Annotated in this window: 26 protein-coding genes, 1 pseudogene and 1 riboswitch; of the genes and pseudogenes, 16 read left to right on the top strand and 11 right to left on the bottom strand. The window is 67.4% G+C overall.

From position 1 onward, the window contains the following. The first annotated feature begins 102 nt into the window (after nt 1-102). The 12 genes from RN02_RS15415 (at nt 103) to RN02_RS15360 (ending at nt 10,999) form a co-directional block, all read left to right on the top strand. Nucleotides 103-840, top strand: coding sequence for a HugZ family pyridoxamine 5'-phosphate oxidase (locus tag RN02_RS15415; RefSeq protein WP_043315192.1), 738 nt, complete (start codon nt 103-105; stop codon nt 838-840). A 64-nt stretch (nt 841-904) separates the two neighbouring features. Next, the gene (locus RN02_RS15410) at nt 905-1,372 is read left to right on the top strand and encodes an FxsA family protein (RefSeq protein ID WP_043315191.1); all 468 of its coding nucleotides are present in this window, start codon (nt 905-907) and stop codon (nt 1,370-1,372) included. Nucleotides 1,373-1,564: 192 nt separating this feature from the next. Next, nucleotides 1,565-1,858, top strand: coding sequence for a co-chaperone GroES (locus RN02_RS15405; RefSeq protein WP_009617968.1), 294 nt, complete (start codon nt 1,565-1,567; stop codon nt 1,856-1,858). 46 nt (nt 1,859-1,904) lie between these two features. Next, nucleotides 1,905-3,545, top strand: coding sequence for a chaperonin GroEL (gene groL, locus RN02_RS15400; RefSeq protein ID WP_009617969.1), 1,641 nt, complete (start codon nt 1,905-1,907; stop codon nt 3,543-3,545). A gap of 75 nt (nt 3,546-3,620) precedes the next feature. Then, nucleotides 3,621-3,683, top strand: a riboswitch (Fluoride riboswitch). A 63-nt stretch (nt 3,684-3,746) separates the two neighbouring features. Continuing rightward, nucleotides 3,747-4,130, top strand: a complete 384-nt coding sequence (crcB, locus tag RN02_RS15395) for a fluoride efflux transporter CrcB (RefSeq protein ID WP_043315190.1) — start codon at nt 3,747-3,749, stop codon at nt 4,128-4,130. A gap of 161 nt (nt 4,131-4,291) precedes the next feature. Continuing rightward, a complete protein-coding gene (locus tag RN02_RS15390; RefSeq protein ID WP_009617976.1) occupies nt 4,292-4,975 on the top strand; it encodes a response regulator transcription factor in 684 nt (227 codons plus the stop codon). Continuing rightward, nucleotides 4,965-6,242 (top strand): sensor histidine kinase, encoded by a 1,278-nt coding sequence (locus RN02_RS15385; protein ID WP_043315189.1) that lies wholly within the window; start codon nt 4,965-4,967, stop codon nt 6,240-6,242. The genes RN02_RS15390 and RN02_RS15385 overlap by 11 nt, the downstream gene beginning before the upstream one ends. A 79-nt stretch (nt 6,243-6,321) precedes the next feature. Then, the gene (locus RN02_RS15380; protein ID WP_009617980.1) at nt 6,322-6,993 is read left to right on the top strand and encodes a class I SAM-dependent methyltransferase; all 672 of its coding nucleotides are present in this window, start codon (nt 6,322-6,324) and stop codon (nt 6,991-6,993) included. Nucleotides 6,994-6,995: 2 nt separating this feature from the next. Beyond that, entirely contained in the window at nt 6,996-7,700 is a 705-nt protein-coding gene (locus RN02_RS15375; protein ID WP_009617981.1) for a lipopolysaccharide kinase InaA family protein, read from the top strand. Beyond that, nucleotides 7,697-7,927: a hypothetical protein gene (locus RN02_RS15370; protein WP_009617982.1), complete on the top strand. Its 231-nt coding sequence runs from the start codon at nt 7,697-7,699 to the stop codon at nt 7,925-7,927. The genes RN02_RS15375 and RN02_RS15370 overlap by 4 nt, the downstream gene beginning before the upstream one ends. 306 nt (nt 7,928-8,233) lie before the next feature. Continuing rightward, complete coding sequence (pncB, locus tag RN02_RS15365) at nt 8,234-9,442, top strand: nicotinate phosphoribosyltransferase (RefSeq protein WP_043315187.1); 1,209 nt, start codon at nt 8,234-8,236, stop codon at nt 9,440-9,442. An 81-nt stretch (nt 9,443-9,523) separates the two neighbouring features. After that, nucleotides 9,524-10,999 carry a helicase HerA-like domain-containing protein gene (locus RN02_RS15360; protein ID WP_043315186.1) on the top strand — a complete coding sequence of 492 codons (1,476 nt, stop codon included), beginning with the start codon at nt 9,524-9,526 and terminating at the stop codon, nt 10,997-10,999. A gap of 345 nt (nt 11,000-11,344) precedes the next feature. Here RN02_RS15360 and RN02_RS15355 read toward each other — a convergent pair whose 3' ends face one another. From RN02_RS15355 to RN02_RS15335, 6 genes and pseudogenes are all read right to left on the bottom strand, one after another. Beyond that, on the bottom strand, nt 11,345-13,234 hold the full coding sequence (locus RN02_RS15355; RefSeq protein WP_043315185.1) for a methyl-accepting chemotaxis protein: 1,890 nt from the start codon (nt 13,232-13,234) through the stop codon (nt 11,345-11,347). A 563-nt stretch (nt 13,235-13,797) separates the two neighbouring features. Continuing rightward, the gene (locus tag RN02_RS34720) at nt 13,798-14,562 is read right to left on the bottom strand and encodes a methyl-accepting chemotaxis protein (protein WP_407733517.1); all 765 of its coding nucleotides are present in this window, start codon (nt 14,560-14,562) and stop codon (nt 13,798-13,800) included. A gap of 90 nt (nt 14,563-14,652) precedes the next feature. Further along, nucleotides 14,653-15,693 (bottom strand): annotated as a pseudogene (locus RN02_RS34715) (HAMP domain-containing protein); the annotation flags it as partial. A gap of 121 nt (nt 15,694-15,814) precedes the next feature. Continuing rightward, nucleotides 15,815-16,291, bottom strand: a complete 477-nt coding sequence (locus RN02_RS15345) for a prepilin peptidase (RefSeq protein ID WP_043315183.1) — start codon at nt 16,289-16,291, stop codon at nt 15,815-15,817. Nucleotides 16,292-16,364: 73 nt separating this feature from the next. Further along, entirely contained in the window at nt 16,365-17,834 is a 1,470-nt protein-coding gene (locus RN02_RS15340) for an inorganic phosphate transporter (protein WP_009617996.1), read from the bottom strand. 163 nt (nt 17,835-17,997) lie between these two features. Next, nucleotides 17,998-18,222, bottom strand: coding sequence for a hypothetical protein (locus tag RN02_RS15335; protein ID WP_009617998.1), 225 nt, complete (start codon nt 18,220-18,222; stop codon nt 17,998-18,000). Between the two features lie 174 nt (nt 18,223-18,396). Between RN02_RS15335 and RN02_RS15330 the strand changes: the two genes are divergently transcribed. After that, complete coding sequence (locus tag RN02_RS15330; protein WP_009618000.1) at nt 18,397-18,699, top strand: PsiF family protein; 303 nt, start codon at nt 18,397-18,399, stop codon at nt 18,697-18,699. A 369-nt stretch (nt 18,700-19,068) separates the two neighbouring features. Here RN02_RS15330 and RN02_RS34465 read toward each other — a convergent pair whose 3' ends face one another. From RN02_RS34465 to RN02_RS15320, 3 genes are all read right to left on the bottom strand, one after another. After that, the gene (locus tag RN02_RS34465; RefSeq protein WP_009618002.1) at nt 19,069-19,203 is read right to left on the bottom strand and encodes a hypothetical protein; all 135 of its coding nucleotides are present in this window, start codon (nt 19,201-19,203) and stop codon (nt 19,069-19,071) included. Between the two features lie 117 nt (nt 19,204-19,320). Beyond that, the gene (locus tag RN02_RS15325; RefSeq protein ID WP_043315182.1) at nt 19,321-20,220 is read right to left on the bottom strand and encodes a pseudouridine synthase; all 900 of its coding nucleotides are present in this window, start codon (nt 20,218-20,220) and stop codon (nt 19,321-19,323) included. A gap of 70 nt (nt 20,221-20,290) precedes the next feature. Beyond that, complete coding sequence (locus RN02_RS15320) at nt 20,291-20,521, bottom strand: DUF2789 domain-containing protein (protein ID WP_009618004.1); 231 nt, start codon at nt 20,519-20,521, stop codon at nt 20,291-20,293. Nucleotides 20,522-20,667: 146 nt separating this feature from the next. Between RN02_RS15320 and RN02_RS15315 the strand changes: the two genes are divergently transcribed. Next, the gene (locus RN02_RS15315; RefSeq protein WP_043315181.1) at nt 20,668-21,870 is read left to right on the top strand and encodes an MFS transporter; all 1,203 of its coding nucleotides are present in this window, start codon (nt 20,668-20,670) and stop codon (nt 21,868-21,870) included. A 31-nt stretch (nt 21,871-21,901) separates the two neighbouring features. Next, nucleotides 21,902-22,765: a LysR family transcriptional regulator gene (locus RN02_RS15310; protein ID WP_043272399.1), complete on the top strand. Its 864-nt coding sequence runs from the start codon at nt 21,902-21,904 to the stop codon at nt 22,763-22,765. Here RN02_RS15310 and RN02_RS15305 read toward each other — a convergent pair. Both RN02_RS15305 and RN02_RS15300 read right to left on the bottom strand, forming a co-directional pair. Further along, nucleotides 22,762-23,901: an HPP family protein gene (locus RN02_RS15305; protein ID WP_009618007.1), complete on the bottom strand. Its 1,140-nt coding sequence runs from the start codon at nt 23,899-23,901 to the stop codon at nt 22,762-22,764. The two genes, RN02_RS15310 and RN02_RS15305, sit on opposite strands and share 4 nt — an antisense overlap. A 244-nt stretch (nt 23,902-24,145) precedes the next feature. Beyond that, complete coding sequence (locus RN02_RS15300) at nt 24,146-24,748, bottom strand: glutathione S-transferase family protein (protein ID WP_043315180.1); 603 nt, start codon at nt 24,746-24,748, stop codon at nt 24,146-24,148. 139 nt (nt 24,749-24,887) lie between these two features. On the opposite strand from RN02_RS15300, the gene RN02_RS15295 reads away from it, so the two are divergent. Beyond that, nucleotides 24,888-25,775 (top strand): LysR substrate-binding domain-containing protein, encoded by an 888-nt coding sequence (locus RN02_RS15295; RefSeq protein WP_043315179.1) that lies wholly within the window; start codon nt 24,888-24,890, stop codon nt 25,773-25,775. Nucleotides 25,776-26,242: the final 467 nt, after the last annotated feature.

Genomic DNA, 26,242 nt, shown 5'->3' with positions numbered 1-26,242 from the left:
GGAATCCCCACGGCAATGTCGAGTGATTGGCCTCGCCGGCAACGGTGAACGAATTTTCTGTGCCCGTCCGTTTGCGACGGATTCTTAGCGAGGAGTCATAAGGTGAGCGTGAAAGCTGCCAAGAATGCCCGAGAATTGCTGCTCAAGGAATACCGGGCAGTGCTTTCCACCCAGTCGAAGAAGTGGCCGGGCTACCCCTTCGGCTCGGTGGTTCCATACTGCCTGGACGGCGCCGGCCGGCCGCTGATCCTGATCAGCCGGATCGCCCAGCACACCCACAACCTGCAGGCTGACGCCAAGTGCTCGCTGCTTGTCGGCGAGCGCGGCGCCGACGACATCCAGGCCGCCGGCCGCCTGACCCTGCTGGCCGAGGCCCGGCCGCTGGAAGACGTCGAGGAGATCGAGGCCGCGGCGGAGCGCTACTACCGCTTCTTCCCCGGCTCGCGCGACTACCACACGGCCCACGACTTCGACTTCTGGGTGCTGCAGCCGGTGCAGTGGCGCTTCATCGGCGGCTTCGGCGACATCCACTGGCTGGGCGCCGACAGCGTGCCGCTGGCCAACCCCTTCGTCGGCGAGGTGGAGCGGGGCATGGTCGGGCACATGAACCAGGACCACGCCAACGCCATCGTGCATTACCTGGAGCTGGCCGGCCTGCCGGTGGGCGAGGCCCCGGAGCTGGCGGGAATCGATACGGAAGGTTTCCACCTGCGCGTCGGCTCCATCCTCCACTGGCTGCCGTTCCCGGCGCCCTGCGCCAACCCCGGCGAGGTTCGCCAGGCGCTGGTGCAACTGGCGCGGGCGCAGGCCTGGCCGGGTACCGAGGTGATCCAGGCTTGAAATAGGCGGGTGTCGGCGCCAACTACTGAATATCCGGGCCGACGCCCCGCCAAGGACCCCTGAAATGCGAGTTACCCTGTTCTTCCTGCTGCTCTTCCCGCTGATCGAACTGGCCGTGCTGATCAAGGTCGGCAGCGTCATCGGCGTGGGCTGGACCCTGCTGCTGCTCATCGCCGGCGCCTTCCTTGGCGCGGCGCTGCTGCGCGTGGCCGGGCTGGCCACCCTGTGGCGCGCCCGCGAGCGCCTGGCCCGCGGCGAGCTGCCCGAGCAGGAAATGCTCGAGGGCCTGTTGATCGCCGTCGGCGGCGCCCTGCTGATGCTGCCGGGCTTCATCAGCGACGTCATCGGCCTGCTCTGCCTGCTGCCGTTCACCCGCAGCCTGCTGCTGGGCGGCCTGCGCCGGCGCATGCGCGAGCAGGAAGAGCGGCGCCGCGCCTTCGCTGGCGACCCGTCGGCGCAATCCCGCGGCCCGCATGGGCCGAACGTGATCGAGGGCGAGTTCGAACGCCGCGACAACGATCGCCTGCGCTGAAAATTTTTTCTTCACGGCCTTGAAATGCCCCACGACGACCTCATGTAGCAGGCACCGCAAGGTCCCTGTCATTCGGACAGGCTGTCTTACGCGGCTCGCCCGTCGGGCCGCAAACCGGCGAAGCCGGCTTCAACAAAACCTGCCGGACACTGATCCGGCCGTTGTAAACCACTGTTTGGGAGAGTTACGACTATGAAGCTTCGTCCTCTGCATGATCGCGTCGTCATCCGTCGCAGCGAGGAAGAAACCAAGACCGCAGGCGGCATCGTGCTGCCGGGTTCCGCCGCCGAGAAGCCGAACCGTGGCGAAGTCGTCGCCGTCGGTGCCGGCCGCGTGCTGGACAACGGCGAAGTTCGCGCTCTGGCAGTGAAAGTGGGTGACAAGGTGGTGTTCGGCCCCTACTCGGGCAGCAACGCCATCAAGGTCGACGGCGAAGAACTGCTGGTGATGGGCGAGTCCGAGATCCTCGCCGTCCTGGAAGACTGATCAGTCCGCCCCAACCCCACTGAATTCGATTTAGAGGAAACAGAACATGGCTGCTAAAGAAGTCAAATTCGGCGATTCCGCTCGCAAGAAAATGCTGGTCGGCGTGAACGTCCTGGCCGATGCCGTCAAGGCCACCCTCGGCCCGAAAGGCCGTAACGTGGTGCTGGACAAGTCCTTCGGCGCACCGACCATCACCAAGGATGGCGTGTCCGTCGCCAAGGAAATCGAACTGAAGGACAAGTTCGAGAACATGGGCGCCCAACTGGTGAAAGACGTTGCCTCCAAGGCCAACGACGCCGCCGGTGACGGCACCACCACCGCCACCGTCCTGGCCCAGGCCATCGTCAACGAAGGCCTGAAGGCCGTTGCCGCCGGCATGAACCCGATGGACCTGAAGCGCGGCATCGACAAGGCCACCATCGCCATCGTCGCCCAGCTGAAGGACCTGGCCAAGCCCTGCGCCGACTCCAAGGCCATCGCCCAGGTCGGCACCATCTCCGCCAACTCCGACGAATCCATCGGCCAGATCATCGCCGAAGCCATGGACAAGGTCGGTAAAGAAGGCGTCATCACCGTAGAGGAAGGCTCGGGCCTGGAAAACGAACTGTCCGTCGTCGAAGGCATGCAGTTCGACCGCGGCTACCTGTCGCCCTACTTCATCAACAAGCCGGACACCATGGTGGCCGAGCTGGAAAACCCGCTGCTGCTGCTGGTCGACAAGAAGATCTCCAACATCCGCGAAATGCTGCCGGTGCTGGAAGCCGTCGCCAAGGCCGGCCGTCCGCTGCTGATCGTCGCCGAGGACGTCGAGGGCGAAGCCCTGGCCACCCTGGTGGTCAACAACATGCGCGGCATCGTCAAGGTCGCCGCCGTCAAGGCCCCGGGCTTCGGCGATCGCCGCAAGGCCATGCTGCAGGACATCGCCGTCCTGACCGGCGGTACCGTCATCTCCGAAGAAGTCGGTCTGAGCCTGGAAGGCGCCACCCTGGAGCACCTGGGTAACGCCAAGCGCGTGACCATCAACAAGGAAAACACCACCATCATCGACGGCGCTGGCGCCCAGGCCGACATCGAGGCCCGCGTCGCCCAGATCCGCAAGCAGGTCGAAGAGACCTCCTCGGACTACGACCGCGAGAAGCTGCAAGAGCGCCTGGCCAAGCTGGCCGGCGGTGTTGCCGTGATCAAGGTCGGCGCTGCCACCGAAGTCGAGATGAAAGAGAAGAAAGCCCGCGTCGAAGACGCCCTGCACGCTACCCGCGCTGCGGTGGAAGAGGGCGTGGTCCCCGGCGGTGGCGTGGCCCTGGTGCGCGCACTGCAGGCCATCGAAGGCCTGAAGGGCGACAACGAAGACCAGAACGTCGGCATCGCCCTGCTGCGCCGCGCCGTCGAATCCCCGCTGCGCCAGATCGTCGCCAACGCCGGCGACGAGCCGAGCGTGGTGGTCGACAAGGTCAAGCAAGGCTCCGGCAACTTCGGCTTCAACGCCGCTACCGGTGTCTACGGCGACATGATCGAGATGGGCATCCTGGACCCGGCCAAGGTCACCCGTTCGGCCCTGCAGGCCGCTGCCTCCATCGGCGGCCTGATGATCACCACCGAGGCCATGGTTGCCGAAGTGGTGGACGACAAGGCCGCTCCGGCCATGCCGGACATGGGCGGCATGGGTGGCATGGGCGGCATGATGTAAGCCTCCCGGCCCCAGGCTGAGAAATAGCCCCGCTTCGGCGGGGCTTTTTCGTTTCCGGCCCTTTGTGCCAAGATGTGCCGCGCAGGAGATGGCATTCCTCCTTCAACCGCCCCCGTGGCTGATGATGCCTACGCATTCACCTGGACCAGGCGCGTAGGCGTTCGCCTGCGGCCTGTCCGAAAGCCCCTCAAGGACAGGATCATGTGGAAACCCGTTCTCGCCATCGCCCTCGGCGCCGCCATCGGCGCGTTGCTGCGCTGGTACCTCGGCCTCAAGCTGAACAGCCTGATGCCCAACGTTCCTCCCGGCACCCTGGCCGCCAACCTGATCGGCGGCTACATCATCGGCGTCGCCGTCGCCTACTTCGCCAGCGCCCAGGGCATAGCGCCGGAGTGGCGGCTGCTGATCATCACCGGCTTCTGCGGCGGCCTGACCACCTTCTCGACCTTCTCCGCCGAGGTCGTCACCCTGCTACAGGAAGGCCGCCTGGCCTGGGCCATGGGCGCGGTCGCCGTGCATGTCTGCGGCTCCCTGGCGATGACCCTGCTCGGCCTGTTCAGCGGCAACTGGCTGATGGGCAAGTGAGGCGCTGCAAGTTCGCCTCTGCAGGCCTTCGCAACACCTCCCCTGCGATCCCCTTGACGCCCCGGCTGGCGCGGCCTGGCGCTTTGTGAAAAAAACGTCAAAGACGCTTAAGTTCCAATTAAGCGAGCTAGTCTAGGGTGCCCTGCAAAGCGGAGAGGAACATGCGGATTCTGTTGGTGGAAGACAACCGGGACATCCTGGCCAACATGGCGGATTACCTGGGGCTCAAGGGTTACACGGTGGATTGCGCGCAGGACGGCCTGTCTGGCCTGCACCTGGCGGCCACCGCGCACTACGACCTGATCGTCCTGGACGTGATGCTGCCCGGCCTGGACGGTTTCACCCTGTGCCGGCGCCTGCGCGAAGACGCGCGGCGCGACACCCCGGTGATCATGCTGACCGCCCGCGACCAACTGGATGACCGCCTGCAAGGCTTCCGCTCCGGCGCCGACGACTACCTGCTCAAGCCCTTCGCCCTGTCGGAGCTGGCCGCGCGCATCGAGGCGGTGCTGCGCCGGACCCAGGGCGGCGGCCGCCGCGAGCTGCAGGTGGCGGACCTGAGCTACAACCTCGACACCCTGGAAGTGAACCGTGCCGGCAAGGCGCTCAAGCTCAACCCCATCGGCCTCAAGCTGCTGGCCGTGCTGATGCAGAAGAGCCCCCACGTGGTGCGCCGCGACGTGCTCGAGGAAGCCGTCTGGGGCGACGACTGCCCGGACAGCGACAGCCTGCGCAGCCACGTGCATCAACTGCGCCAGGTGATCGACAAGCCTTTCGCCCTGCCGTTGCTGCACACCGTCCACGGTGTCGGCTACCGCCTGGCGGAGGAAACGAATGGAGTATAGGCAGAGCCTTTCCCGCCGGATCGTCTTTGCCTTCGTGTTCATGACCGCGCTGGTCGGCGGCCTGTTTTCCCTGAGCATCGTCGGCGTGGTGCACGTGGTCGAGGAACGCCTGATCTCCCGTGACCTGGGCGGCGAACTGGACCGCATCATCAACGAGGACCTGCACAGCGGCAGGGGTCCGCGGCTGGACCCCGGCATGCGCTTCTTCGTCAGCGACGGCGTCGGCATCTACGCCATGCCGCCGGCGCTGCGGCGCCTGGAGTCGGGCTTCCACGAAGTGTTCGACGGCGAGCTGTCGTTCCACGCGCTGGTGCGCGACACCGACGGCCGCCGCTACGTGCTGCTGCAGGACCAGAGCGATTTCGAGGCGCGCGAGCAGGTGCTGTACGCCGCCGTGGTGACCGGCTACGTGCTCAGTCTGGCGCTGGCCGGCCTGCTCGGCTGGCTGCTCTCGCGCAAGGTGATGGAGCCGGTGGTGCGCCTGGCGCGCCAGGTGCGCCACCGCGACCAGTTGCTGGACCTGGCGCCGCCGCTGGCGCCGGACTACGCCCACGACGAGGTCGGCGAACTGGCCGAGGCCTTCGACTATGCGATCGGCCAACTGCACCAGGTGCTGACCCGCGAGAAGCTGTTCACCAGCGACGTCAGCCACGAACTGCGCACGCCGCTGATGGTGATCGCCACCAGCAGCGAGCTGCTTGCCGAGGAACCGGGCCTGAGCCCGAAGGCGCGCACCCAACTGGCGCGGATCGCCAGCGCCAGCGAGGAAATGCGCGACCTGGTGCAGACCTTCCTGATGCTGGCGCGCTCGCGCACCAAGGAACTGGACATCGCCCCGCGGGCCGGCCTGCAGCGCATCGCCGACGACCTGGCCGGGCAATGGCGCGGGCCCATCGAGGCCAAGGGGCTGCAGCTGATCTACGAGGTGCAGGGCGTGCCGCCGGAGGAATACAACGCGGCCTTCCTGCGCTCGGTGATGAGCAATCTGTTGCGCAACGCCATGCACTACACGGACGCCGGACATATCCGCTTGCAATTGACCGACAGCGGTTTCGTCGTCGAGGACAGCGGCCAGGGCATCCCCGAGGAGCAGCGCGAACGCATGTTCCAGCCCTTCGTCCGCGGCCCGCAACAGCGCGGCGAGGGCCTTGGCCTGGGCCTTTCGCTGGTGAAGCGGATCTGCGCGGCGGAAGGCTGGGAAGTCGACCTGACGCCGGCGCAGCCGCACGGATGCCGTTTCGAGGTTCGCCTGGTGGGCGAGCCTTGACGAATTTTTCACATGCGCATGACCGCATGGATACAGAATCACCCTTAGTTTCGTATAAAAAATGAGCAGGAACCCCATCATGAGCGACAAGCCCGTCGAGCTTGAGTTTTCCCAGAAGTACGACCGTCAGCATGCCGAGCGCTACCTGCGCAAGCATCGCAGTGGGCTGTCCCGGAAACTTTCCCATTGGCGCGATGTCCAGATCGCCCGCCAGGCACTCAAGCTGGCCGGCCAGCCGAACCTGGTGCTGGACCTGCCGTGCGGCGCCGGGCGCTTCTGGCCGATGCTGGCCGAGAAGGACAACCGGGTGATCATCGGCGCGGACAATTCCGCCGACATGATCGCCGTGGCCTGCGCCGGCCAGCCGGAGGAGGTTGTCAAACGCGTGCGGCCTTTGCAGACTTCGGCGTTCGCCATCGATCTGCCGGACAACGCCGTCGACAGCATCTTCAGCATGCGCCTGATGCACCACATCGGTGAGCCGAGCGACCGCATGACCATGCTGCGCGAGTTCCACCGCGTGACCCGCGACAGCGTGATCCTCTCGCTGTGGGTCGACGGCAACTTCAAGGCCTGGAAACGCCGTCGCGCCGAGGAAGGGCGCAAGAAGCACGCGTACCAGAACCGCTTCGTGATTCCTGCCCGCAGCATCGAGGAGGAGTTCCGCCAGGCCGGTTTCTCGGTGCAGGACCATATCGATTTCGTCCCGCTGGTGCACATGTGGCGGGTCTACATTCTGCGTAAGGAGTAATGATGGGCGCTGATTTGGCAGCTCTGCAGCGAATTTCCGGTGAAGATGCCATCGATCGCTGGTTGCAGATTCCCGGCAAATGGGTAGAGGAGCCGAATCGGCGGCGGGGCGGCGAAAGCGGGGTCCAGCGCGTGCTGACCGACGATGGCCGCCTGCTCTACCGCAAGCAGCAGGTCGGGCATATCTACCGCGACCTGCTGCACCCCTTCGGCTACCCGACCGCCATCCGCGAGCGCGATGCGCTGCAGGCCGCCGCGAGCCTGGGCGTCAAGGTGCCGACCCTGGTCTACGCCGGCTGCCGCAAAGTGGACGGCGAATGGCAGGCGCTGCTGGTCACCGAGTCGCTGGACGGCTATTCGAGCCTGGAAGACTGCTACGCCCGCGGCGACCACGAGCGCTGGGGCGAGGCCGTGCACCAGCGCATCCTGCAGCAGTACGGCAAGACCCTCGCCAGGCTCAACCTGGGCCGCTGGCAGCATGGCTGCCTGTACCTCAAGCATGTCTTCGTCAAGGTCGAGGGCGAGCAGATCGACGTCGCCCTGATCGACCTGGAAAAAGCCCGCCAGCGCTTCAGCGCCCGCCGCGCGGCCCGCCACGACCTGCGCCAGGTGAAGCGCCGTTCGTCGTGGACGGAAGCGCAATGGCAAGCCTTTGTCTATGGTTACGAGGCGGCGTTTGGCAGCGCCATCAAAGGGTTGCAGGCATGAAACTAGAAATCACACGAAGTTTGCTCCTCGTTGGCGCCCTGGGCGTGGCAACGCTGGCGGCGGCTGCCTGGCATGAGCCGGGTCCCGAGGTGATCGGCTCCCATGGCGAGCAGGCCAGCTGCCGTGTGCCGGCGAACGTGCAGGCCAAACAGGCGGCGCGGCCGGACCACGATCTGCTGCTGTTCCTCTTTGGCATGTCGCAGGGTGGTGTCAGCGCGCCACGTTGAGCAGGGTCCGCCTCGGCGGTGAAGAAAAGAATGCCGTTTCTCCCTATGGGGGAAACGGCATTTTTCATGATGCACCGGGGCCCGGCGTGGCCGGTGAATCCAATCGCGGACAAAGTCCGCCCGTGTCTCCCTGAACTCGTAGGAGCAACTGTCTTGCCGGCTGCGCCAAGGCGCGCCTCAACGGATGGGTATCGCTCCGCTCAACGCCATCCTACGGGTCTTGTGTTTGCCGGAGGGCTACGGATTTTCTGCGCCTGCCGAACACATCCCGTTAGACTGCAAGCTGACGACAAGCGAGAGGCGAGCATGGCTGAGTCCGCATTCACCCCCTTCGGCGTGCAGAACCTGCTGGATACCGACTTCTACAAGTTGAGCATGATGCAGGCGGTGTTGCACAACTACCCCAACGTCGAGGTGGAGTGGGAGTTCCGTTGCCGCAACCGCGAGGACCTGCGCCCCTACCTGGCGCGCATCCGCGAGCGCATCGAGGCGCTGGCCGGGTTGAGCTTCAGCAGCGAGCAACTGGCCTTCCTCGAACGCATTCCCTTCTTCAAGCCGGACTTCATCCGCTTCCTCGGCCTGTTCCGCTTCAACATGCGCTACGTGCAGACCGGCATCGAGAACGACGAGTTCTTCCTGCGCCTGAAAGGCCCCTGGCTGCACGTGATCCTCTTCGAGGTGCCTGTGCTGGCCAGCATCAGCGAGGCGCGCAACCTGCAGCGTTATCCACAGGTGACCCTCGACCTGGTGCGCGAGCGCCTGAGCGACAAGCTCGACTGGCTGCGCCGCGAGGCCAGCGCCGAGGAACTGGCCGGCTTCAAGATGGCCGACTTCGGCACCCGTCGGCGCTTCTCCTATGCTGTGCAGGAATGCGTGGTGCGCGAGCTGAAGGCGAGCTTCCCCGGGCGCTTCGTCGGCACCAGCAACGTGCACCTGGCGCGCAAGCTCGACCTCAAGCCGCTGGGCACCATGGCCCACGAATGGCTGATGGCCCACCAGCAGCTCGGCCCGCGGCTGATCGACAGCCAGGCCGCCGCGCTGGACGCCTGGGTCCGCGAGTACCGCGGCCAACTGGGCATCGCCCTGACCGACGTGATCACCATGGATGCCTTCCTGCGCGACTTCGACCTGTACTTCGCCAAGCTCTTCGACGGCCTGCGCCACGACTCCGGCGACCCGCTGGTCTGGGCGGAGAAGGCCATCACCCACTACGAGAGCCTCGGCATCGACCCGCGCAGCAAGACCCTGGTGTTCTCCGACGGCCTCGACCTGCCGCGGGCGCTGCACATCTACCGCTCGCTGCGCGGGCGCATCGACGTCAGCTTCGGCATCGGCACCCATTTCACCTGCGACATCCCCGGCGTCGAGCCGATGAACATCGTGCTGAAAATGACCGCCTGCAATGGCCAGCCGGTGGCGAAAATCTCCGATACCCCGGGCAAGATGCAATGCAACGACGAGAATTTCGGCCGCTACCTCAAGCACGTCTTCCGCGTCGACGAGGCCCGCGGCTGAAAAGCGCTGCGGCGCCGTTGCGCTCGGGCGCGCGAAGCGCCAGTCTTGCCGGGTGACCTTCCGTTCACCAGGGGAGCAAGGATGTCAGCAAGCAACCAACTCATCATCGGCGCCGGTCCCGATGGCCAGCCCGTCAGCCAGCCGTGGAAGCTGGCCAACCGCCACGGCCTGATCGCCGGCGCCACCGGCACCGGCAAGACGGTGACCCTGCAGCACCTGGCCGAGAGCTTCAGCGATGCCGGCATCGCGGTGTTCGCCGCCGACATCAAGGGCGACCTCTGCGGCCTGGGCGCGGCGGGCAACCCGCAGGGCAAGGTGGCCGAGCGCATCGCCTCGATGCCCTGGCTGGGCTACCAGGCCCAGGCCTACCCGGTGAGCCTGTGGGACGTCGCCGGCCACAGCGGCCACCCGCTGCGCACCACCCTCAGCGAGATGGGCCCGCTGCTGCTGGGCAACCTGCTGGAGCTGACCGACAGCCAGCAGGCCGCGCTCTTCGCCGCCTTCAAGGTGGCCGACCAGCAGGGCCTGCTGCTGCTCGACCTGAAGGACCTCAAGGCGCTGCTCAATTACCTCAAGGACCACCCGGAAGTGCTCGGCGACGACCGCGCGCTGTTCACCGGCGCCTCGTCCCAGGCGCTGCTGCGGCGCCTGGCGACCCTCGAGCAGCAGGGCGCCGAGGCCTTCTTCGGCGAACCGGCGCTGCAGCTGGAAGACATCCTGCACCCGGATTCCGACGGCCGCGGGCGCATCCACCTGCTCGACGCCAGCAAGCTGGTGCACGAGGCGCCCAAGGTCTACGCCACCTTCCTGCTCTGGCTGCTGTCGGAGCTGTTCGAGCAACTGCCCGAGCGCGGCGATGCCGACAAGCCGGTGCTGGCGCTGTTCTTCGACGAAGCGCACCTGCTGTTCAACGGCACGCCCAAGGCCCTGCACGACCGCCTGGAGCAGGTGGTGCGGCTGATCCGCTCCAAGGGCGTGGGTGTGTACTTCGTCACCCAGTCGCCCAGCGACCTGCCGGACGACGTCCTGGCCCAGCTCGGCCTGCGCATCCAGCACGGCCTGCGCGCCTTCACCGCCAAGGAGCAGAAATCCCTGCGCGCGGTGGCCGACGGCTTCCGCCCGAACCCGACGTTCGACACCCTGAAGGTGCTCACCGAACTGGGCATCGGCGAAGCGCTGGTGGGCACCCTGGAAGAGAAGGGCACCCCGGCCATGGTCCAGCGCGTGGCCATCGCCCCGCCGCAGTCGCGCATCGGCCCGCTGACCGACGCCGAGCGCGCGCAGATCATCCGCACTTCGCCCCTGGCCGGGCGCTACGACAAGCCGATCGACCGCGAATCGGCCTACGAGCGCCTGACCGGGCGCACCGACGAGAAGATGGCGCCCAGCGAAACCAAGGCCGACGCCGGCAGCAGCCTGGGCAGCATGGCCGGGGAAATCCTCGGCAACCTGGCCAGCCAGACCATGAAGACGGTGGTGCGCCAGGCCGCCAACCAGATCGGCCGCGAGCTGGTGCGCGGGCTGATGGGCTCGCTGCTGGGCGGCAAGCGGCGGTAGGTGGGCATATCGCTTACAGCCGGCGCCGCGATGCTCTTCGTAGGATGGGTTGAGCTTGCGAAACCCATGCGGTTGCGCTGATGGGTATCGCTTCGCTCAACGCCATCCTACGAAAAGCCGTGCTTCCTGGAACCGTAGGAGCGGACTCCGTCCGCGATGGGCCGGGCATGAGATCGGTGTATCGGCGTATAACCGCGAACGGTTATTCGCCCTACGGGTGCCCATGCCCCGCACCCCTGTAGGAGCGCGCCCTGCGCGCGATTCGCGGGCAAGGCCCGCTCCTGCAGGTGGCCTCTTGCGAACATGAAAAAGGCGCCCGCAGGCGCCTTGTTCATGGATGGCGGTTCAGATACGGAAGCTGTCCACCAACTGCCGCAGCCGCCCGGCCTGGGTCTCCAGGTCGGCGCAGGCGCGCAGGGTGGCCTTGAGGTTCTCCACGCCTTCCTGGTTGAGGGTGTTGATCTCGGTGATGTCCATGTTCAGCGAGTCGACCACCGCGGTCTGCTCTTCGGTGGCGGTGGCAACCGACTGGTTCATCGCATCGATCTCGCTGATCCGCCCGGTCACGCTGGCCAGGCGCTGGCCGGCGCGGTTGGCGATCTCCACGCTCTCCAGGCTGTAGCGCTGGCTTTCGCCCATGGTGGTGACCGCCTCGCGGGCGCCCACCTGCAGTTCCTCGATCATGCCCTGGATCTGCTGCGCGGCCTCCTGGGCGCGGTGCGCCAGGTTGCGCACCTCGTCGGCCACCACGGCGAAGCCGCGGCCCGCCTCGCCGGCGCGGGCGGCTTCGATGGCGGCGTTGAGCGCCAGCAGGTTGGTCTGCTCGGAGATGCCCTTGATCACTTCGAGAATCTGCCCGATGTTCACCGTGCGGCTATTCAGCGACTCGATGTGGGTGCTGGCGTAGCTGATCTTCTCCGACAGCTGGTTCATCGCGGCGATGGTCTGCTCCACTACTTGACGGCCGTCGCCGGCCTGGTGGCTGGCGTCGCTGGCGTGGTGCGAGGCATCGGCGGCGTTGCGGGCGATCTCCTGGGCGGCGGCGCCCAGCTCGTTGATCGCCGCGGCCACGCTGTTGGTGCGGTTGGCCTGCTCGTCGGAGTTGGCCATGGACGAGTTGGAGGCGTTGACCACCAGTTGCGACACGTCATGCAGTTGGCGCGCGGTGCCGGCCACTTCGCGGATGGACTCGTGGATACGCTCGACGAAGCGGTTGAAGGCTTCGGCCAGGGCGCCGAACTCGTCGCGGCTGTGCACCGCCAGGCGCTTGGTCAGGTCGCCTTCGCCCTGGGCGATGTCCTGCATGGCGCGGCCCATGGCGGTGAGCGGCTGCATCAGCACGCGGATCAGCATGCCCAGCAGCAGAAGGATCGCGACTATGGCGACCAGCGCGGCTATCACCGCCGAGGTGCGGAAGTCGCTGAGCATGGCGTAGGCCTTGTCCTTGTCGATGGACAGGCCGATGTACCAGTTCACTGAAGGCAGGCCCTTGACCGGGGCGAAGGCGAGGATGCGGGTAGAGCCGTTGAGCTCGCTCTCGCTGAAGCCGCTGCCGATCCGCGGGGTGTTCTGTGGGTAGATTTCGCTGAGGTTCTTCATCACCTGCTGCTTGTCCGGGGCGACCAGCACCTTGCCGTCGCCGCTGACCAGGAAGGCGTAGCCCATGCCGCTGAAGTCCAGCGAGTTGATGATTTGCACGATGGCCTGCAGGTTGAGGTCGCCGCCGACCACGCCCACGGTCTTGCCGGCGGCCTGGGCCGGCGTGGCGATGGTGATGATCAGTTGGCCGGTGGCGGCATCGACGTAGGGTTCGGTCAGGGTGGTGCCGCCGGCGGCCAGGGCGTCCTTGTACCAGGGGCGGGTGCGCGGGTCGTAGCCGTCGGGCATCTTGTCGTCCGGGCGCATGGTGAAGGTGCCGTCGGCCTGGCCGAGGTAGGTGAAGCTGAAGGTCGAGGTCAGCGCCTTCTGCTCCAGCAGGCCGCCGAGGCTGGCCGGCGCGCTGTCGCGGCCGATGCTCTGGGCGGTGTGCTCCACCAGCAGGATGCGCCCGCTGAGCCAGTTCTGGATGTTGCTGGCGGTGACTTCACCCATTTCCTGCAGGTAGGACTCCAGGTCCGCGCGGATGGCGTTGCGCTGCAGGGAGTCGTTGTACAGGGTGAAGAGCGCGAATGCGGCGAAAACCACCAGAGAAGCGGCCAGCAGTATTTTGTGGCTGAACTTCAGGTTCTTCATCATCTTGTTTTTGCATCCAGGGATGGGGCCAGTGATTTGGGGGCCTCGGCGATGGTTCCGAGCCCCCGGACTACAGACCGCGCGCCGGGTGGGGCGGCGGTGGGGCCGTCCGCGGGTGACGTGCGGCCGGTGGCACTCCTGTGCCGGGAAGCCCTTGCCCGGGGCTGAAGCGCCGGCTGATGCGGCCTTCAGACAAGAAGTCGGCATTTTCTGTAGGAAGCTTTAGCGAGGCGGACGAACGGTAGCGGTCGGAGGGTGAAAGGCAGAGAAGTGTGTAGGGCGTATAACGCTCCGCGTTATACGCCGCTTGGCCTTGGTTCCAGGCCCTTGCATGGTCGAGCCCGAACCTCTGTTTCCGCGCATTCCGGGCTCGGCCATGAGATGGCCTGTGGATGAGGTGTATCGGCGTATAACCGCGAACGGTTATACGCCCTACGGGTGCCCATGCCTCGCACCCTTGTAGGAGCGCGCCCTGCGCGCGATTCGCGGGCAGGGCCCGCTCCTACAGATGGCATCTTGCGAACATGAAAAAGGCGCCCGCAGGCGCCTTGTTCATGGATGGCGGATCAGATGCGGAAACTGTCCACCAACTGCCGCAGCCGCCCGGCCTGGGCCTCCAGGTCGGCGCAGGCGCGCAGGGTGGCCTGGAGGTTTTCCACGCCTTCCTGGTTGAGGGTGTTGATCTCGGTGATGTCCATGTTCAGCGAATCGACCACCGCGGTCTGCTCCTCGGTAGCGGTGGCCACCGACTGGTTCATCGCGTCGATCTCGCTGATCCGTCCGGTCACGCTGGCCAGGCGCTGGCCGGCGCGGTTGGCGATCTCCACGCTTTCCAGGCTGTAGCGCTGGCTTTCGCCCATGGTGTTGACCGCCTCGCGGGCGCCCACCTGCAGTTCCTCGATCATGCCCTGAATCTGCTGCGCCGACTCCTGGGCGCGGTGCGCCAGGTTGCGCACCTCGTCGGCCACCACGGCGAAGCCGCGGCCTGCCTCGCCGGCGCGGGCGGCTTCGATGGCGGCGTTGAGCGCCAGCAGGTTGGTCTGCTCGGAGATGCCCTTGATCACTTCGAGGATCTGCCCGATGTTCACCGTGCGGCTGTTCAGCGCCTCGATGTGGGTGCTGGCGTAGCTGATCTTCTCCGACAGCTGGTTCATCGCGGCGATGGTCTGCTCCACCACCTGGCGGCCGTCGCCGGCCTGGTGGCTGGCGTCGCTGGCGTGGTGCGAGGCATCGGCGGCGTTGCGGGCGATTTCCTGGGCGGCGGCGCCCAGTTCGTTGATCGCCGCTGCCACGCTGTTGGTGCGGGTGGCCTGCTCGTCGGAGTTGGCCATGGACGAGTTGGAGGCATTGACCACCAGCTGCGACACGTCATGCAGCTGGCGCGCGGTGCCGGCCACTTCGCGGATGGACTCGTGGATGCGCGCGACGAAGCGGTTGAAGGCCTCGGCCAGCAGGCCGAACTCGTCGCGGCTGTCGACCTTCAGGCGCTTGGTCAGGTCGCCCTCGCCCTGGGCGATGTCCTGCATGGCGCGGCCCATGTCGGTGAGTGGCTGCATCAGCACGCGGATCAGCATGCCCAGCAGGAAGATGATCGCGACGATGGCGACCAGGGTGGCGATCACCGCCGAGGTGCGGAAGTCGCTGAGCATGGCGTAGGCGGCGCTCTTGTCCAGCACCAGGGCGACGTACCAGGACACCCCCGGCAGGCCCTCGACGCGGGTCATGGAGACCAGTTGCGTATGGCCGTCGACTTCCACTTCCTGCACGCCGGGGCGGACCTGCGGCGCGCCGTGCGGGTAGACCTCGGCGAGGTTCTTGAACACCTTCGCGTCGTCCGGGTGCAGGAGGATCTTGCCGGCGTCGCTGACCAGGAAGGCATAGCCGTCGCCGTCGAACTTCAGCGAGTTGAGGATGGCGGTGATGGTCTGCAGCTTCATGTCGCCGGCGGCCACGCCGACCAGTTGGCCGTTGCGCATGACCGGCATGGACATGGCGAGGATCTGCTCCTTGGTGCCGGCGTCGAGGAAGGGCTCGGTGACGATCAGCCGGCCGGCGGCCGCGGCGTCCTTGTACCAGCCGCGCTGGCGCGGGTCGTAGCCGTCGGGCATGGGCGAGTAGGGGCGCATGGTGAAGACGCCGCTGGCGGCCTCGCCCAGGTACACCGATTCGAAGTTCCGCTGCAGCACCTGCTGCTCCAGCACGTGCTGGATGCGCTCGGCGGTGGGCTCGCCATCGGCCAGTTGCGCGGCTTCCATCTCCACCAGGTGGATGCGGCCTTCCAGCCAGCTCTGGATGTTGCTGGCGGTGAGGCTGCCGATCTCGCGCAGGTAGGAGTCGGTGTCCTCCTGGATGGCGCGGCTCTGGCGGAAGTCGTTGAAGAGAATGAAGCAGGCGAAGGCGAAGATCACCACGAGGGAGGCCGCCAGAAGGATCTTCTTGGCGAAGGACAGCGAGCGAAGCATGGGTAGAGCATCCTGCAGGAACGACGGTGTGGGCAGGTTGTATCGGCCGTCTTCTGTAGGACTTTAGCTTTGTGATGGGAAAATGACGTCAGAAAAGAATGACGGATCTCGCGGGCATCGTTCAGGTGAATGCCAGTTGCAGCAGATAGCCGGCAAAGATCGAGAAAACGAAGGGAAATGACTTGGAACGGCTGGCATCGAAGGATTTCAGCCGCGCCACGACGGGCTGCGGAAGCCTGTTCGAGTCGATCGAAAGCCTGCTGCCCAGCATCAGCAGCAGCGTCGCCAGGCAGGCCAGGCCCAGGCTGTAGAGCAGGGTGTCGGGGTCGCTGGCCAGGCCCAGCGCGGCCAGCAGCTTGACGTCCGCCGCGCCCAGCTTGCCGAGCCGGTAGCCGGGCAGGCTCAGCGCGAGGCCCAGGGCCGCCGCGGCAAGGGCGGCCGCCACGGAATGCTGGGTCAGGCTGTGGCCGTGCAGGTACAGGTAGGCGGCGGCCGCGGCCAGGCCGCCGAGGGTCAGCAGGTTATCCACCTTGCGGCGGCGCAGGTCCTGGTAGGCACAGGCGGCCAGCCAACCGAGCAGCATCCATGTCGCCAGCATTCGCTCGTGTCCTGCTCAGGTCAGGCCCGGATGGCCAGGCGACGCCTGCGCGGGGCAGGCGTCGGCGGGGCCGTCAGTAGAAGCGCGAGGCCAGCCAGAACAGGCCGGCGGCCAGGGCCATGGAGGTGGGCAGGGTGAGGATCCAGGCCATCAGGATGTTGCGCACGGTGCCGCCCTGCAGGCCGCTGCGGTTGGCGACCATGGTGCCGGCCACGCCCGAGGACAGCACGTGGGTGGTGGACACCGGCAGGCTGTAGAGGTTGGCCATGCCGATCGCCGCGGTGGCGGTGAGCTGGGCGCTGATGCCCTGGGCGTAGGTCATGCCCTGCTTGCCGATCTTCTCGCCGACGGTGAGCACCACGCGCTTCCAGCCGACCATGGTGCCCACGCCCAGGGCCAGGGCCACCGCGATGATCACCCAGAAGGGCGCGTATTCGGTGGTGCTGGTCAGGTCCTTGCGCAGCTTCTCCAGGTCGGCCTTCTCGCGCGCCGGCAGGCTGTCGAGCTTGCCGACCTTCTTCGCGGTGTCGTCCAGGCACAGCAGGTAGCGGCGCACCTGCACGCGGCTGTCGGCGGACAGCTCGTTGTAGCTGGAGATGCCCTTGATGTCGCTCAGCAGGCCCTTGAGGGTGGATTCGGTCTGTTTCGCTTCGCAGCGGTACAGCTCGGGCATCTCGCCGTCGGCGCCCTTACCCAGGGCGAGCATGTCGCCGAGCACGTCGGTGTGGCGCTGGTAGAACTGGCTGAGGTGGATGGCGGCGTCGCGGGTGCGTTCGATCTGGTAGGTGGTGCTGTTGAGGTCGAGGACGAACTTGGCGGGGACGATGCCGATCAGCACCAGCATGATCAGGCCGATGCCCTTCTGGCCGTCGTTGGAGCCGTGGACGAAGCTCACGGTCATGGCCGAGAGCACCAGCACCAGGCGGTTCCAGAACGGCGGGTGCTTCTTCTCGTCGACTTCGCGGCGGGTTTCCGGGGTCTTGTGCATCTTCGACAGCGGGTACATCCACTTCAGGCCGATCAGCACCAGGGCCGCGACGATGAAGCCGGCCAGCGGCGAGAAGATCAGCGACATGGCGATGTCGATCGCCTTCTGCCAGTTCACCCCGTCGGCCAGCGGCACGCCGGTGATGACGGCGTTGGCCAGGCCCACGCCGAGGATCGAGCCGATCAGGGTGTGCGAACTGGAGGCGGGGATGCCGAAGTACCAGGTGCCCAGGTTCCAGGCGATGGCCGCGGCCAGCAGCGAGAACACCATGGCCAGGCCGTGGCCGCTGTTGACGTTGATCAGCAGTTCCACCGGTAGCAGGTGCACGATGGCATAGGCCACGCCGACGCCACCGAGCAGCACGCCGAGGAAGTTGAAGATGCCGGAGAGGATGACCGCGCGGTAGGGCGACATGGCCTTGGTGTAGATCACCGTGGCCACCGCGTTGGCGGTGTCATGGAAGCCGTTGATGAACTCGAAGGCCAGGACGAAGCCCAGCGCCAGCACCAGGCTGATGCCTACCCAGAGGTCGAGTCCGCTGAAGAGATCGAACATGAAGTTTCTGTGACCGGTCGGTGACGGGGCGGCGATTATGCCAGAAGCGATAGGATGTCGTCTGAAACCTGAAGCGATTCTCGGAATCCAGCGACACCCGGTCGCACGGGGCTTGCAGCGCTGCGGGCAATGCGCTGCAACGTTTTCGGGGGGCCGTTGCGGCTCAGTTCGCGTCCTGTTCGGCCTGGCGTTGCTGGGCCTTCTGCAGGTCGGTCTGCATCTTCTCCAGTTCCCGGTCGAAGGCCTTGTCCTGCACGGTCGGGCGCTTGCGCCAGGGCTTCTTGTCGGGGTCGGGCTGGGCGGCGTAGAGGGTGACCTCGCCGCCATAGACATCCTTGTAACGCTGTTCCTGGCGCTCCAGTTCGGCGCGCAGTTCGTCTTTCGTCACCTGTGTTCCTGATGGCGTGTGGCTGATGGGGGGATATGCGGGGAAAGCATAGCAGGCGCGATTATAACCGCTGGCGGGGCGCTGTCAGCCGTGACCGGGGCACGCGGGTGGGCTCGCACAAATGTAACAGCAGGCTACGCTCAGGAAGCGATCAACATTCGAGGAGACCGCTCCATGATCAAGCTCCGCCTTCCCCTGCTGCTGTGCGCGCTGTTGTTCTCGGTGCAGGGTTTCGCCGCCAACACCGCCCAGCAGGAAAAGATGAAGACCTGCAACGCCGACGCCACCGCCAAGTCGCTGAAAGGTGATGAGCGCAAGACCTTCATGAGCAGCTGCCTGAAAGCCGGCGGCGGCGATACCGGCAAGAAGCTGACGCCGCAGCAGGAGAAGATGGCCCAGTGCAACAAGGACGCCGCGGCCAAGGCGCTGAAGGGCGATGAGCGCAAGACGTTCATGAGTGGGTGCCTGAAGAAATAGCGGGGGCGGGGCGCAGGTGTGGCCGGGGCGTCCGGCGTGGCCGGTGAACCCGATCGCGCTTCCCTGGGGCCGTAGAAGCAACTGGCGCTCTTCGTAGGATGGGTTGAGCCTTGGCGAAACCCATGCGGTCGTGGTGATGGGTATCGCTTCGCTCAACACCATCCTACGGGGCATTACGTTTGTCGGAGGGATAGGACTCTGTCCGCGGTGGAGCCGCGTTCCGCGTTCGTGGGAATAGCGAGGTGGACGGTGCGAGAGGACAAGGCCCGCTCGCTCAAACTCCCGAGCACAACAACCAGGCCACCGCCAGCAGATAGAACAACACCGACCCATCTTCGCTCAACGGCGACTGGACGTAATGACGTGCGTTCATGCCTTCACCTCCGCCGACCAGTAGCCCTGGGCGTTGCGGAAGGGCTGCCGGGCCATCTGCTCCGGGCGGGTGATGCCGTTGGCGCGCAGGGCGTTGACCAGCGCCGAGAAGGACTTCGCGGTATAGCTCATGGCGGGCTCCTTGCGTTCCGTCAGTGGGGGACGGAGCTATGAAAACGCAACGGCCACCATCAACGGAAATGGAACTTCCTGCTTTCGACTATTGATGAAATCGATGAAAGACCCGGCTTACCAGTCCAGCTGCAACTGGCTGTCGAACTGCCGCGGCCGGCCCGTCAGCGGGTCGTCGAAGGCCAGGTGCCGGGCCAGCAACTGCAGTGGGCGGGAATAGTCGTCGCTGCGCCGCTGCTCTTCCGGCAGTAGCTGTGGATAAAGCGGATCGTTGCGCAGCGCCGCACCCAGGGCGGCCATGTGCACGCGCAACTGGTGGCGCTTGCCGCTCACCGGGTAGAGCGCGTAGCGCCACCAGTGCTCGCGGCGCTCCAGCACCTCGATGCGGGTTTCGCTGTTGATCGCGCCCTCGGCCTCGCGCATGAGGATGAAGGGCTCGCCGTCCACCAGGCGGCTGCGCCGCACGTGGGGGAAGTCCAGCTGCGGCAGCGGCGGGGCGATGGCCTCGTAGCGCTTGTGCATGCGCCGCTCGCGGAACAGCGCCTGGTAGGCCGCGCGGCTGGCCGGGTTGGCGGAGAACAGCACCAGCCCGGCGGTGGGCCGGTCGATGCGGTGCAGCGGCACCAGCAGCGGGTTGTCCAGGCGCCGGGCCAGGCGCGCCAGCAGGGTCTGCTCGACGTACTGGCCGGAGGGCGTCACCGGCAGGAAGTGCGGCTTGTCGGCCACCACCAGGTGTTCGTCGACGTGCAGGATGCGTTCTTCGAAGGGGATCGGCGTTTCCGCCTCCACCTCGCGGAAGTAGTGCACGCGCAGGCCCTCGCGGTGCGGTGTGCTGGCGTCCAGCGGCTTGCCCTCGGCGTCCAGCACGCGGCCGCGGGCCAGGCGCTGCAGCCAGGTCTCGCGGGGGATCGCCGGGAAGCGCGCGCACAGGCAGTCGAGCACCGTCGACCAGGGCCCGGCCGGCAGGTGCAGGGTGCTGGCGCGGTGCTGGGCGGCGGAAAACGGCTTCTCGGACATGGTCGGCGGTGGCGATCGGGGGCGTGCATTAGGCCGCAGATGGGAGTCGCCGTCAAAGGCCGCCCGGCGCTCAGTGGGACAGCCGCGCGGCCAGTTCGTCGACTTCCTCGGCCCAGTCCGAGTCCTCTTCCAGGGCCTCGCGGATGAAGGCCGCCTGGGCCTCGTTCCAGAAGGGCGCGTCGGCCAGGGCCTGGTCCGCGGGCAGGCGGTGCGCGGCGAGGAAGGCGTCGATCTCCTGGCGGCCGCTGGGCAGGCCCAGTTGCTTGAACAGTTCGGCGAAGGTGTGGGGTGTGGTGTCCATGGCGGGCCTCCTGTGGTCGGTCGTGCATCAACTATAGGCGTTCGGCGCGGGCCGGTCGGCCGCGGAATCGATAGGTGGCTTTCAATTTTCCCGGCATCGGGCAATGATGGCGCAGTCCCTGACATCCCCTCGCGCCAGGCCCGTTCATGAGCTCTCCCGAGCAGCGTCCGCACGCTGTCACCCTGCAGATCGTCTCGATCGTCGGTTTCACCTTCCTGCTGTTCCTGTGCATCGGCTTTCTGCTGCCGGTGCTGCCCGGCTTCGTCCACCACGACCTGGGCTTCGACGCCACCACCGCCGGCCTGGTGATCGGCGCACAGTACCTGGCGACCCTCGCCTCGCGGCCGCTGGCCGGGCGCCTGACCGACACCCTGGGGGCCAAGCGCGCGGTGATCTACGGCCTGTTCAGCCTGGCCGGCGGCGGGGCGCTGGTGCTGCTGGCCACCAGTCTGCAGGCGCTGGCCTGGACGAGCCTGGCGCTGCTGCTGGGCAGCCGCCTGCTGATCGGCTTCGCCCAGGGCCTGATGGGCATCGGCACGGCGAGCTGGGGCATCGCCCGGGTCGGCGCGCAGAACACCGCGCGGGTGATCTCCTGGAACGGCATCGTCTGCTACGGCGGCATCGCCCTGGGCGCGCCGCTGGGCGTGGGCATGGCCGCGCAGCTGGGGCTGTGGAGCCTGGGCGCCGGCATCCTGGCGCTGGCCGGGCTCGGCCTGCTGCTGGCCCGCGGCAAGGCGCCGGCGCCGATCATCGCCGGCACGCGCATGGCCTTCTTCGCCGTGCTCGGCCGGGTACTGCCCTACGGCATGTGCGTGGCCCTGGGTTCCATCGGCTTCGGCAGCCTGGCCACCTTCATCACCCTCTACTACGGCAGCCGCGGCTGGGCCGACCCGGCCTGGTGCCTGAGCCTGTTCGGCATCAGCTTCGTCGGCGCGCGGCTGCTGCTGTCCTGGACCATCAACCGCTTCGGCGGCTTCAACGTGGCGGTGCTCTGCCTGCTGGTGGAAAGCGCCGGCCTGCTGCTGTTGTGGCAGGCGCCGAGCCCGGCCTTCGCCCTGCTCGGCACGGCGCTGACCGGCGCCGGGCTGTCGCTGGTGTACCCGGCGCTGGGCGTCGAGGCGGTGCTGCGCATCCCCGCCGTCAGCCGCAGTTCGGCGCTGGGCGCCTACGCGCTGTTCTTCGACCTGGCCCTGGGCCTGGCCGGCCCGCTGATGGGCGCGGTGGCCGCGCACTCGGACTACGCCAGCATCTTCCTGGTGGCCGCGCTGCTGGCCGCCTGCGGCTTCCTCATCTGCCTCTGGCTGCTGCGCTTCACCCGCCAGCGCCACGAGGAACTGGACTTCGACTAGACTGCGGCATCCCCCGCCGTGACCGCTTCCCATGGACATCGAACTGGCGCGCACCTTCCTGGAAATCGCCCGTGGCGGCAGCTTCGTCGCCGCCGCGCAGCGCCTGCACGTGACCCAGACCACGGTTACCGCGCGGGTGCACAACCTCGAGACGCAGCTGGGCTGCCGGCTGTTCCAGCGCAGCCGCGCCGGCGCCCGGCTGACCGATGACGGCGAGCGCTTCCTTGGCTACGCCAACCAACTGGTGCAGACCTGGGACGCGGCGCGCCGCGACCTGCCGCTGCCGGCGGGTTACCGCGAGGTGCTCAACATCGGCGGCGAGCTGAGCCTGAGCAACCCGCTGATGCTCGCCTGGACGGTGCGCCTGCGCCAGCGCATGCCGGCCCTGGCCCTGCACGCCGAGATCGGCAGCGGCGAGCGCCTGCAGAAGCAGCTGGAGCTGGGCGTGCTCGACGCCGCGCTGGTCTACCGCCCGGACTACTGGCCGGGCATGCAGGTGGAGCAGTTGCTGGAGGAGAAGCTGATCCTGGTGCGCTCGACGCAGCAGCCGGAGCCCTACATCTACATCGACTGGGGCGAGGAATTCCGCCGCCAGCACGACGCCGCGCTGCCCGACCGGGCCCACGCCGCCACCAGCTTCAGCCTCGGCCCGCTGGCCCTGCAGCACCTGCTGCAATGCGGCGGCAGCGGCTACTTCCGCACGCGGGTGGTGCACAGCTACCTGCAGGCAGGGGTACTGGAGCGGGTGCCGCTGGCGCCGGAATTCATCTACCCGACCTACCTGGTGTATTCCCGCGAGAAGGATTCGCCGGCGCTGCAGAACGCCCTGGCCATCCTCCGCGAGGTGGTGGCCGGGGACATCGACTGGTCGCAGCGCTGGGACTACGAGGCCTAGACCGCCACCTGCAGGGCGCGCTCGGCCTGCACCTGCGGCTGCAGCCAGAGGTGGCGGAAGGCGGCGATCAGGTCGGTCTGGCTGAGCATGCCGACCAGCCGGCCGGCGCCGTCGACCACCGGCAGGCAGTGCCGGCCCTGGTCGGAGAGCAGCTGGATCAGCTCCGGCAGTTGGGCGTCCTCGCGCAGCGATTGCACGCGGTGCGTCATCAGGTTGCCGACGCGCTGGCCGAAGGGCGAGCGCAGGCGGCGCTGGCCGCGGAACAGGTCGCTCAAGGTGAGGATGCCCACCAGGTGGCCGCGGTCGAGCACCGGCAGGGCCTTGAGGTGGTGCTTGTCGAGCAGGCCCCAGGCCTCCTCGATGCGCGCGTCCGGGCTGACCGAGCGGATGTCGCGGGACATGATGTCGCGCGCGCGGATGCCGCCCAGCAGGCGTTCGCTGGCGTGCTTCTCGGCGGCCAGCAGCAGGCGTTCGAGGTCCTCGGGCGTCACGTCGACGAAGCCGCCGGCGCTGGCCAGGGCGCTTTCCAGGTCGTCGGCATGCAGGCCCAGGCGCTCGCCGGGCAGCGGGTCGGCGGTCAGGTGCGGGTTGCTGGCCGGGACGGCGAGCTTGCGCGGGTAGGGCGCGCGGGTGAGGTTGTTGTAGACCAGGGCCACGCCGATCAGCGCCAGCGAGGCCACGCCCACCGGCAGCAGCAGGTGCAGCAGATGCTGGTCCACCAGCGGCCCGCCCACGGCCAGGCTGAAGGCCATGGCCGTGCTCGGCGGATGCAGGCAGCGCAGGCCGAGCATCAGCAGCACCGCCACCACCATGGACAGCGACGCCTGCGGCCAACTGTGGCCGAGCCAGTGGCCGAGCAGCAGGCCCACCAGCGCCGCCACCAGGTTGCCGCCCAGCAGCGACCAGGGCTGCGCCAGCGGGCTGGACGGCACGGCGATGGCCAGCAGGGCCGAGGCGGCCAGCGGCGGGCCGATGCGCAGCATGGTGTCGACGCCGAACAGCCAGGCGCACAGGGGCATGCACAGGCCCAGGGCGAACCCGCAGCCGAGCACGGCGCGCAGCCAGTCGCGGTTGGACGAGGGGCCGGCGCAGGGCGCCAGGCGGTGCAGCCAGGAACCGAAGGCAGCGGCTTTCATCGCGGCACCTCGCGGGAGGCGCCGGGAAGGGGGGCAGTCAATGGATGCATGTCACGCAGGCACCGCGCATCACGATTCCGGGCTGGGCCGGTCGGGCGGGCGCTTCCTTATGGTTGGTCGAGCGGCGTTCTGTCGCAGGGGCGAGGCCGACGGCCATCCTAGACAGCGTGACGATCCATATCCAATGAATGTTATTGCTGTTTGAGTGCAATATCGGTGAAGTGTGGGCTCGCCCGCGCGGGCCTCACACCGGCGGGAAGGCCTTGAACGCCTCCAGTGTCTCGGCATGGGCGGTCCAGTCGCGCAGGGCCGGGTAGTCGTCGGCGGCCACGCGCTCGGCATGCACCAGCTGGATGAAGGTCCAGGCCACGGCGGCGCTCAGGCCGGCCTGGTCGAGGCGGCCGTCGCGCGGCAGCGGCTGCGTCAGCAGCTCCAGCTCCAGGCCGGCGCAGGCGGCGCGCAGCTGCTGGTCCACCCGGGCGTACCAGGCGGCGTCGCGGCGGGCCTCGTCGCGCTGCAGCTCGTAGTACAGCTGCACGGCCTTCTCGCAGGCCACCAGGGCCAGGCCCAGCAGGCGCGTGGCGCGCACCCGTTCGGCCGGCTCGGCGGGCATCAGGCTGCGCCCGGCCTGGTGTTCGGCCAGGTCGATGATCAGGCTCGAATCCATCAGCACCTGGCCGTCGTCCAGCACCAGGCTGGGCGCCTTGACCACCGGGTTGATGGCGCGGAACTCCTCGACGTGGCGGAACACCGAGAGCGAGCGGTGGCTGAAGTCGACGTCCAGCAGGCGCAGGCTGATGGCCACGCGGCGGACGTAGGGCGAGTCGAGCATTCCGATCAGTTGCATGGAGGCATCCTGTTATTGGAGATTACATGGGGTGGCCGGCTGCGAAGGCCGCATGGCAGCGCTGCTGTCGCTAAATCTAGCGGCTGGAAAGGCCGGGAAAAATCGATGATTTATAACTGCAAGGGTTAGTAGAACTTACATGAGCGCCTATCCACCCCTGTCCGCGCTGCGCAGCTTCGAGGCCGTGGCCCGGCTCGGCAGCGTGACCCAGGCCGCCGCCGAACTGCACGTCACCCACTCGGCGGTCAGCCAGCAGGTACGCCAGCTGGAGGAACTGCTCGGCGTCACCCTGCTGCAGCGCGAGGGCCGCGGCCTGCGCCTGAGCGAGGAGGGCCGCCTCTACGCCCTGCAGGTACGCCGTGCCCTGCGCGACATAGCCGAAGCCACGCGCCTGGCGCGGGCGCGGCCCAGCGAGGGGGAACTGGTGGTGGCGGTGCTGCCGTCCTTCGCCCAGCAATGGCTGCTGCCGCGCCTGCCGGCGTTCCGCGAACGCCATCCCGAATACCGCCTGCGCCTGCTGGCCAGCCTGGAAGTGATCGATCTGCGCCAGGGCCTGGCCGACGTGGCCATCCGCATCGGTCAGGGGCACTGGGAGGGCCTGGCCCAGCAACGCCTGTTCGACGACGAACTGCTGGCGGTCTGCGCCCCGCACTTCAACGGCGGGCGCCTGCCGCGCACGCCGCAGCAGATCCTCGCCGGCCCGCTGATCCACGGCTTCGAATCCTGGCTGCCCTGGTGCCAGGCGGCGGGCGTGGCGCTGCCCGAAGGCGACGGCCTGTTCACCGTCAACGACTCCAACCTGGTGGTGGAGGCCCTGCGCCTGGGCCTGGGCATAAGCGTCGAACGCCGCAGCCTGGTGGCCGGCGCCCTGGCCCGCGGCGAACTGGTGCAACTGGGCGAGGTCAGTGCGCCCTACGCCTACCCCTACTGGCTGGTGTGGCCGCAGCGGGAGGAGACGCGGACCAAGGTGGCGGTGTTCGCACAGTGGTTGGCGGAGGAGGTGGATGGGTATTTGGGGCGGGGGTGATGCGCGTCCAGCGTAGGGCGAATAACCGTTCGCGGTTATCCGCCGTTTCACCCAGCTCATGCCCGGCTTCGCGGTCGAGCCCAGAGTGCCCGGAAGCAGGTGATCCGTGACCGAACCCGAAGCGCGCCTGGGGTCGAGGTCAAACGGCGGATAACGCCGTAGGCGTTATGCGCCCTACACCTGCCCCAGCCTTGGCGTAGGGCGAATAACCGTTCGCGGTTATCCGCCGTTTCCTCCAGCTCATGCCCGGCTTCGCGGTCGAGCCCGGAGTGCCCGGAAGCAGGTGCTCCGTGGCCCAACCCGAAGCGCGCCTGGGATCGAGGTCAAACGGCGGATAACGCCGTAGGCGTTATGCGCCCTACACCTGGCCCAGCCAAAGCACGCGCTTCGCGACACAGAACGTCGCCCCACCCCGATAAAATCCCCCCTCGCAGGAAAAACCCTCCCACCCCACCCCGGCTTCTGCT

This window comes from Pseudomonas sp. PI1, from assembly GCF_000812405.1.
Classification (GTDB): Bacteria; Pseudomonadota; Gammaproteobacteria; order Pseudomonadales; family Pseudomonadaceae; genus Pseudomonas; species Pseudomonas citronellolis.
The sequence above is the reverse complement of the archived record's forward strand: the minus strand, read 5'-3'. Positions and strand labels throughout refer to the sequence as shown.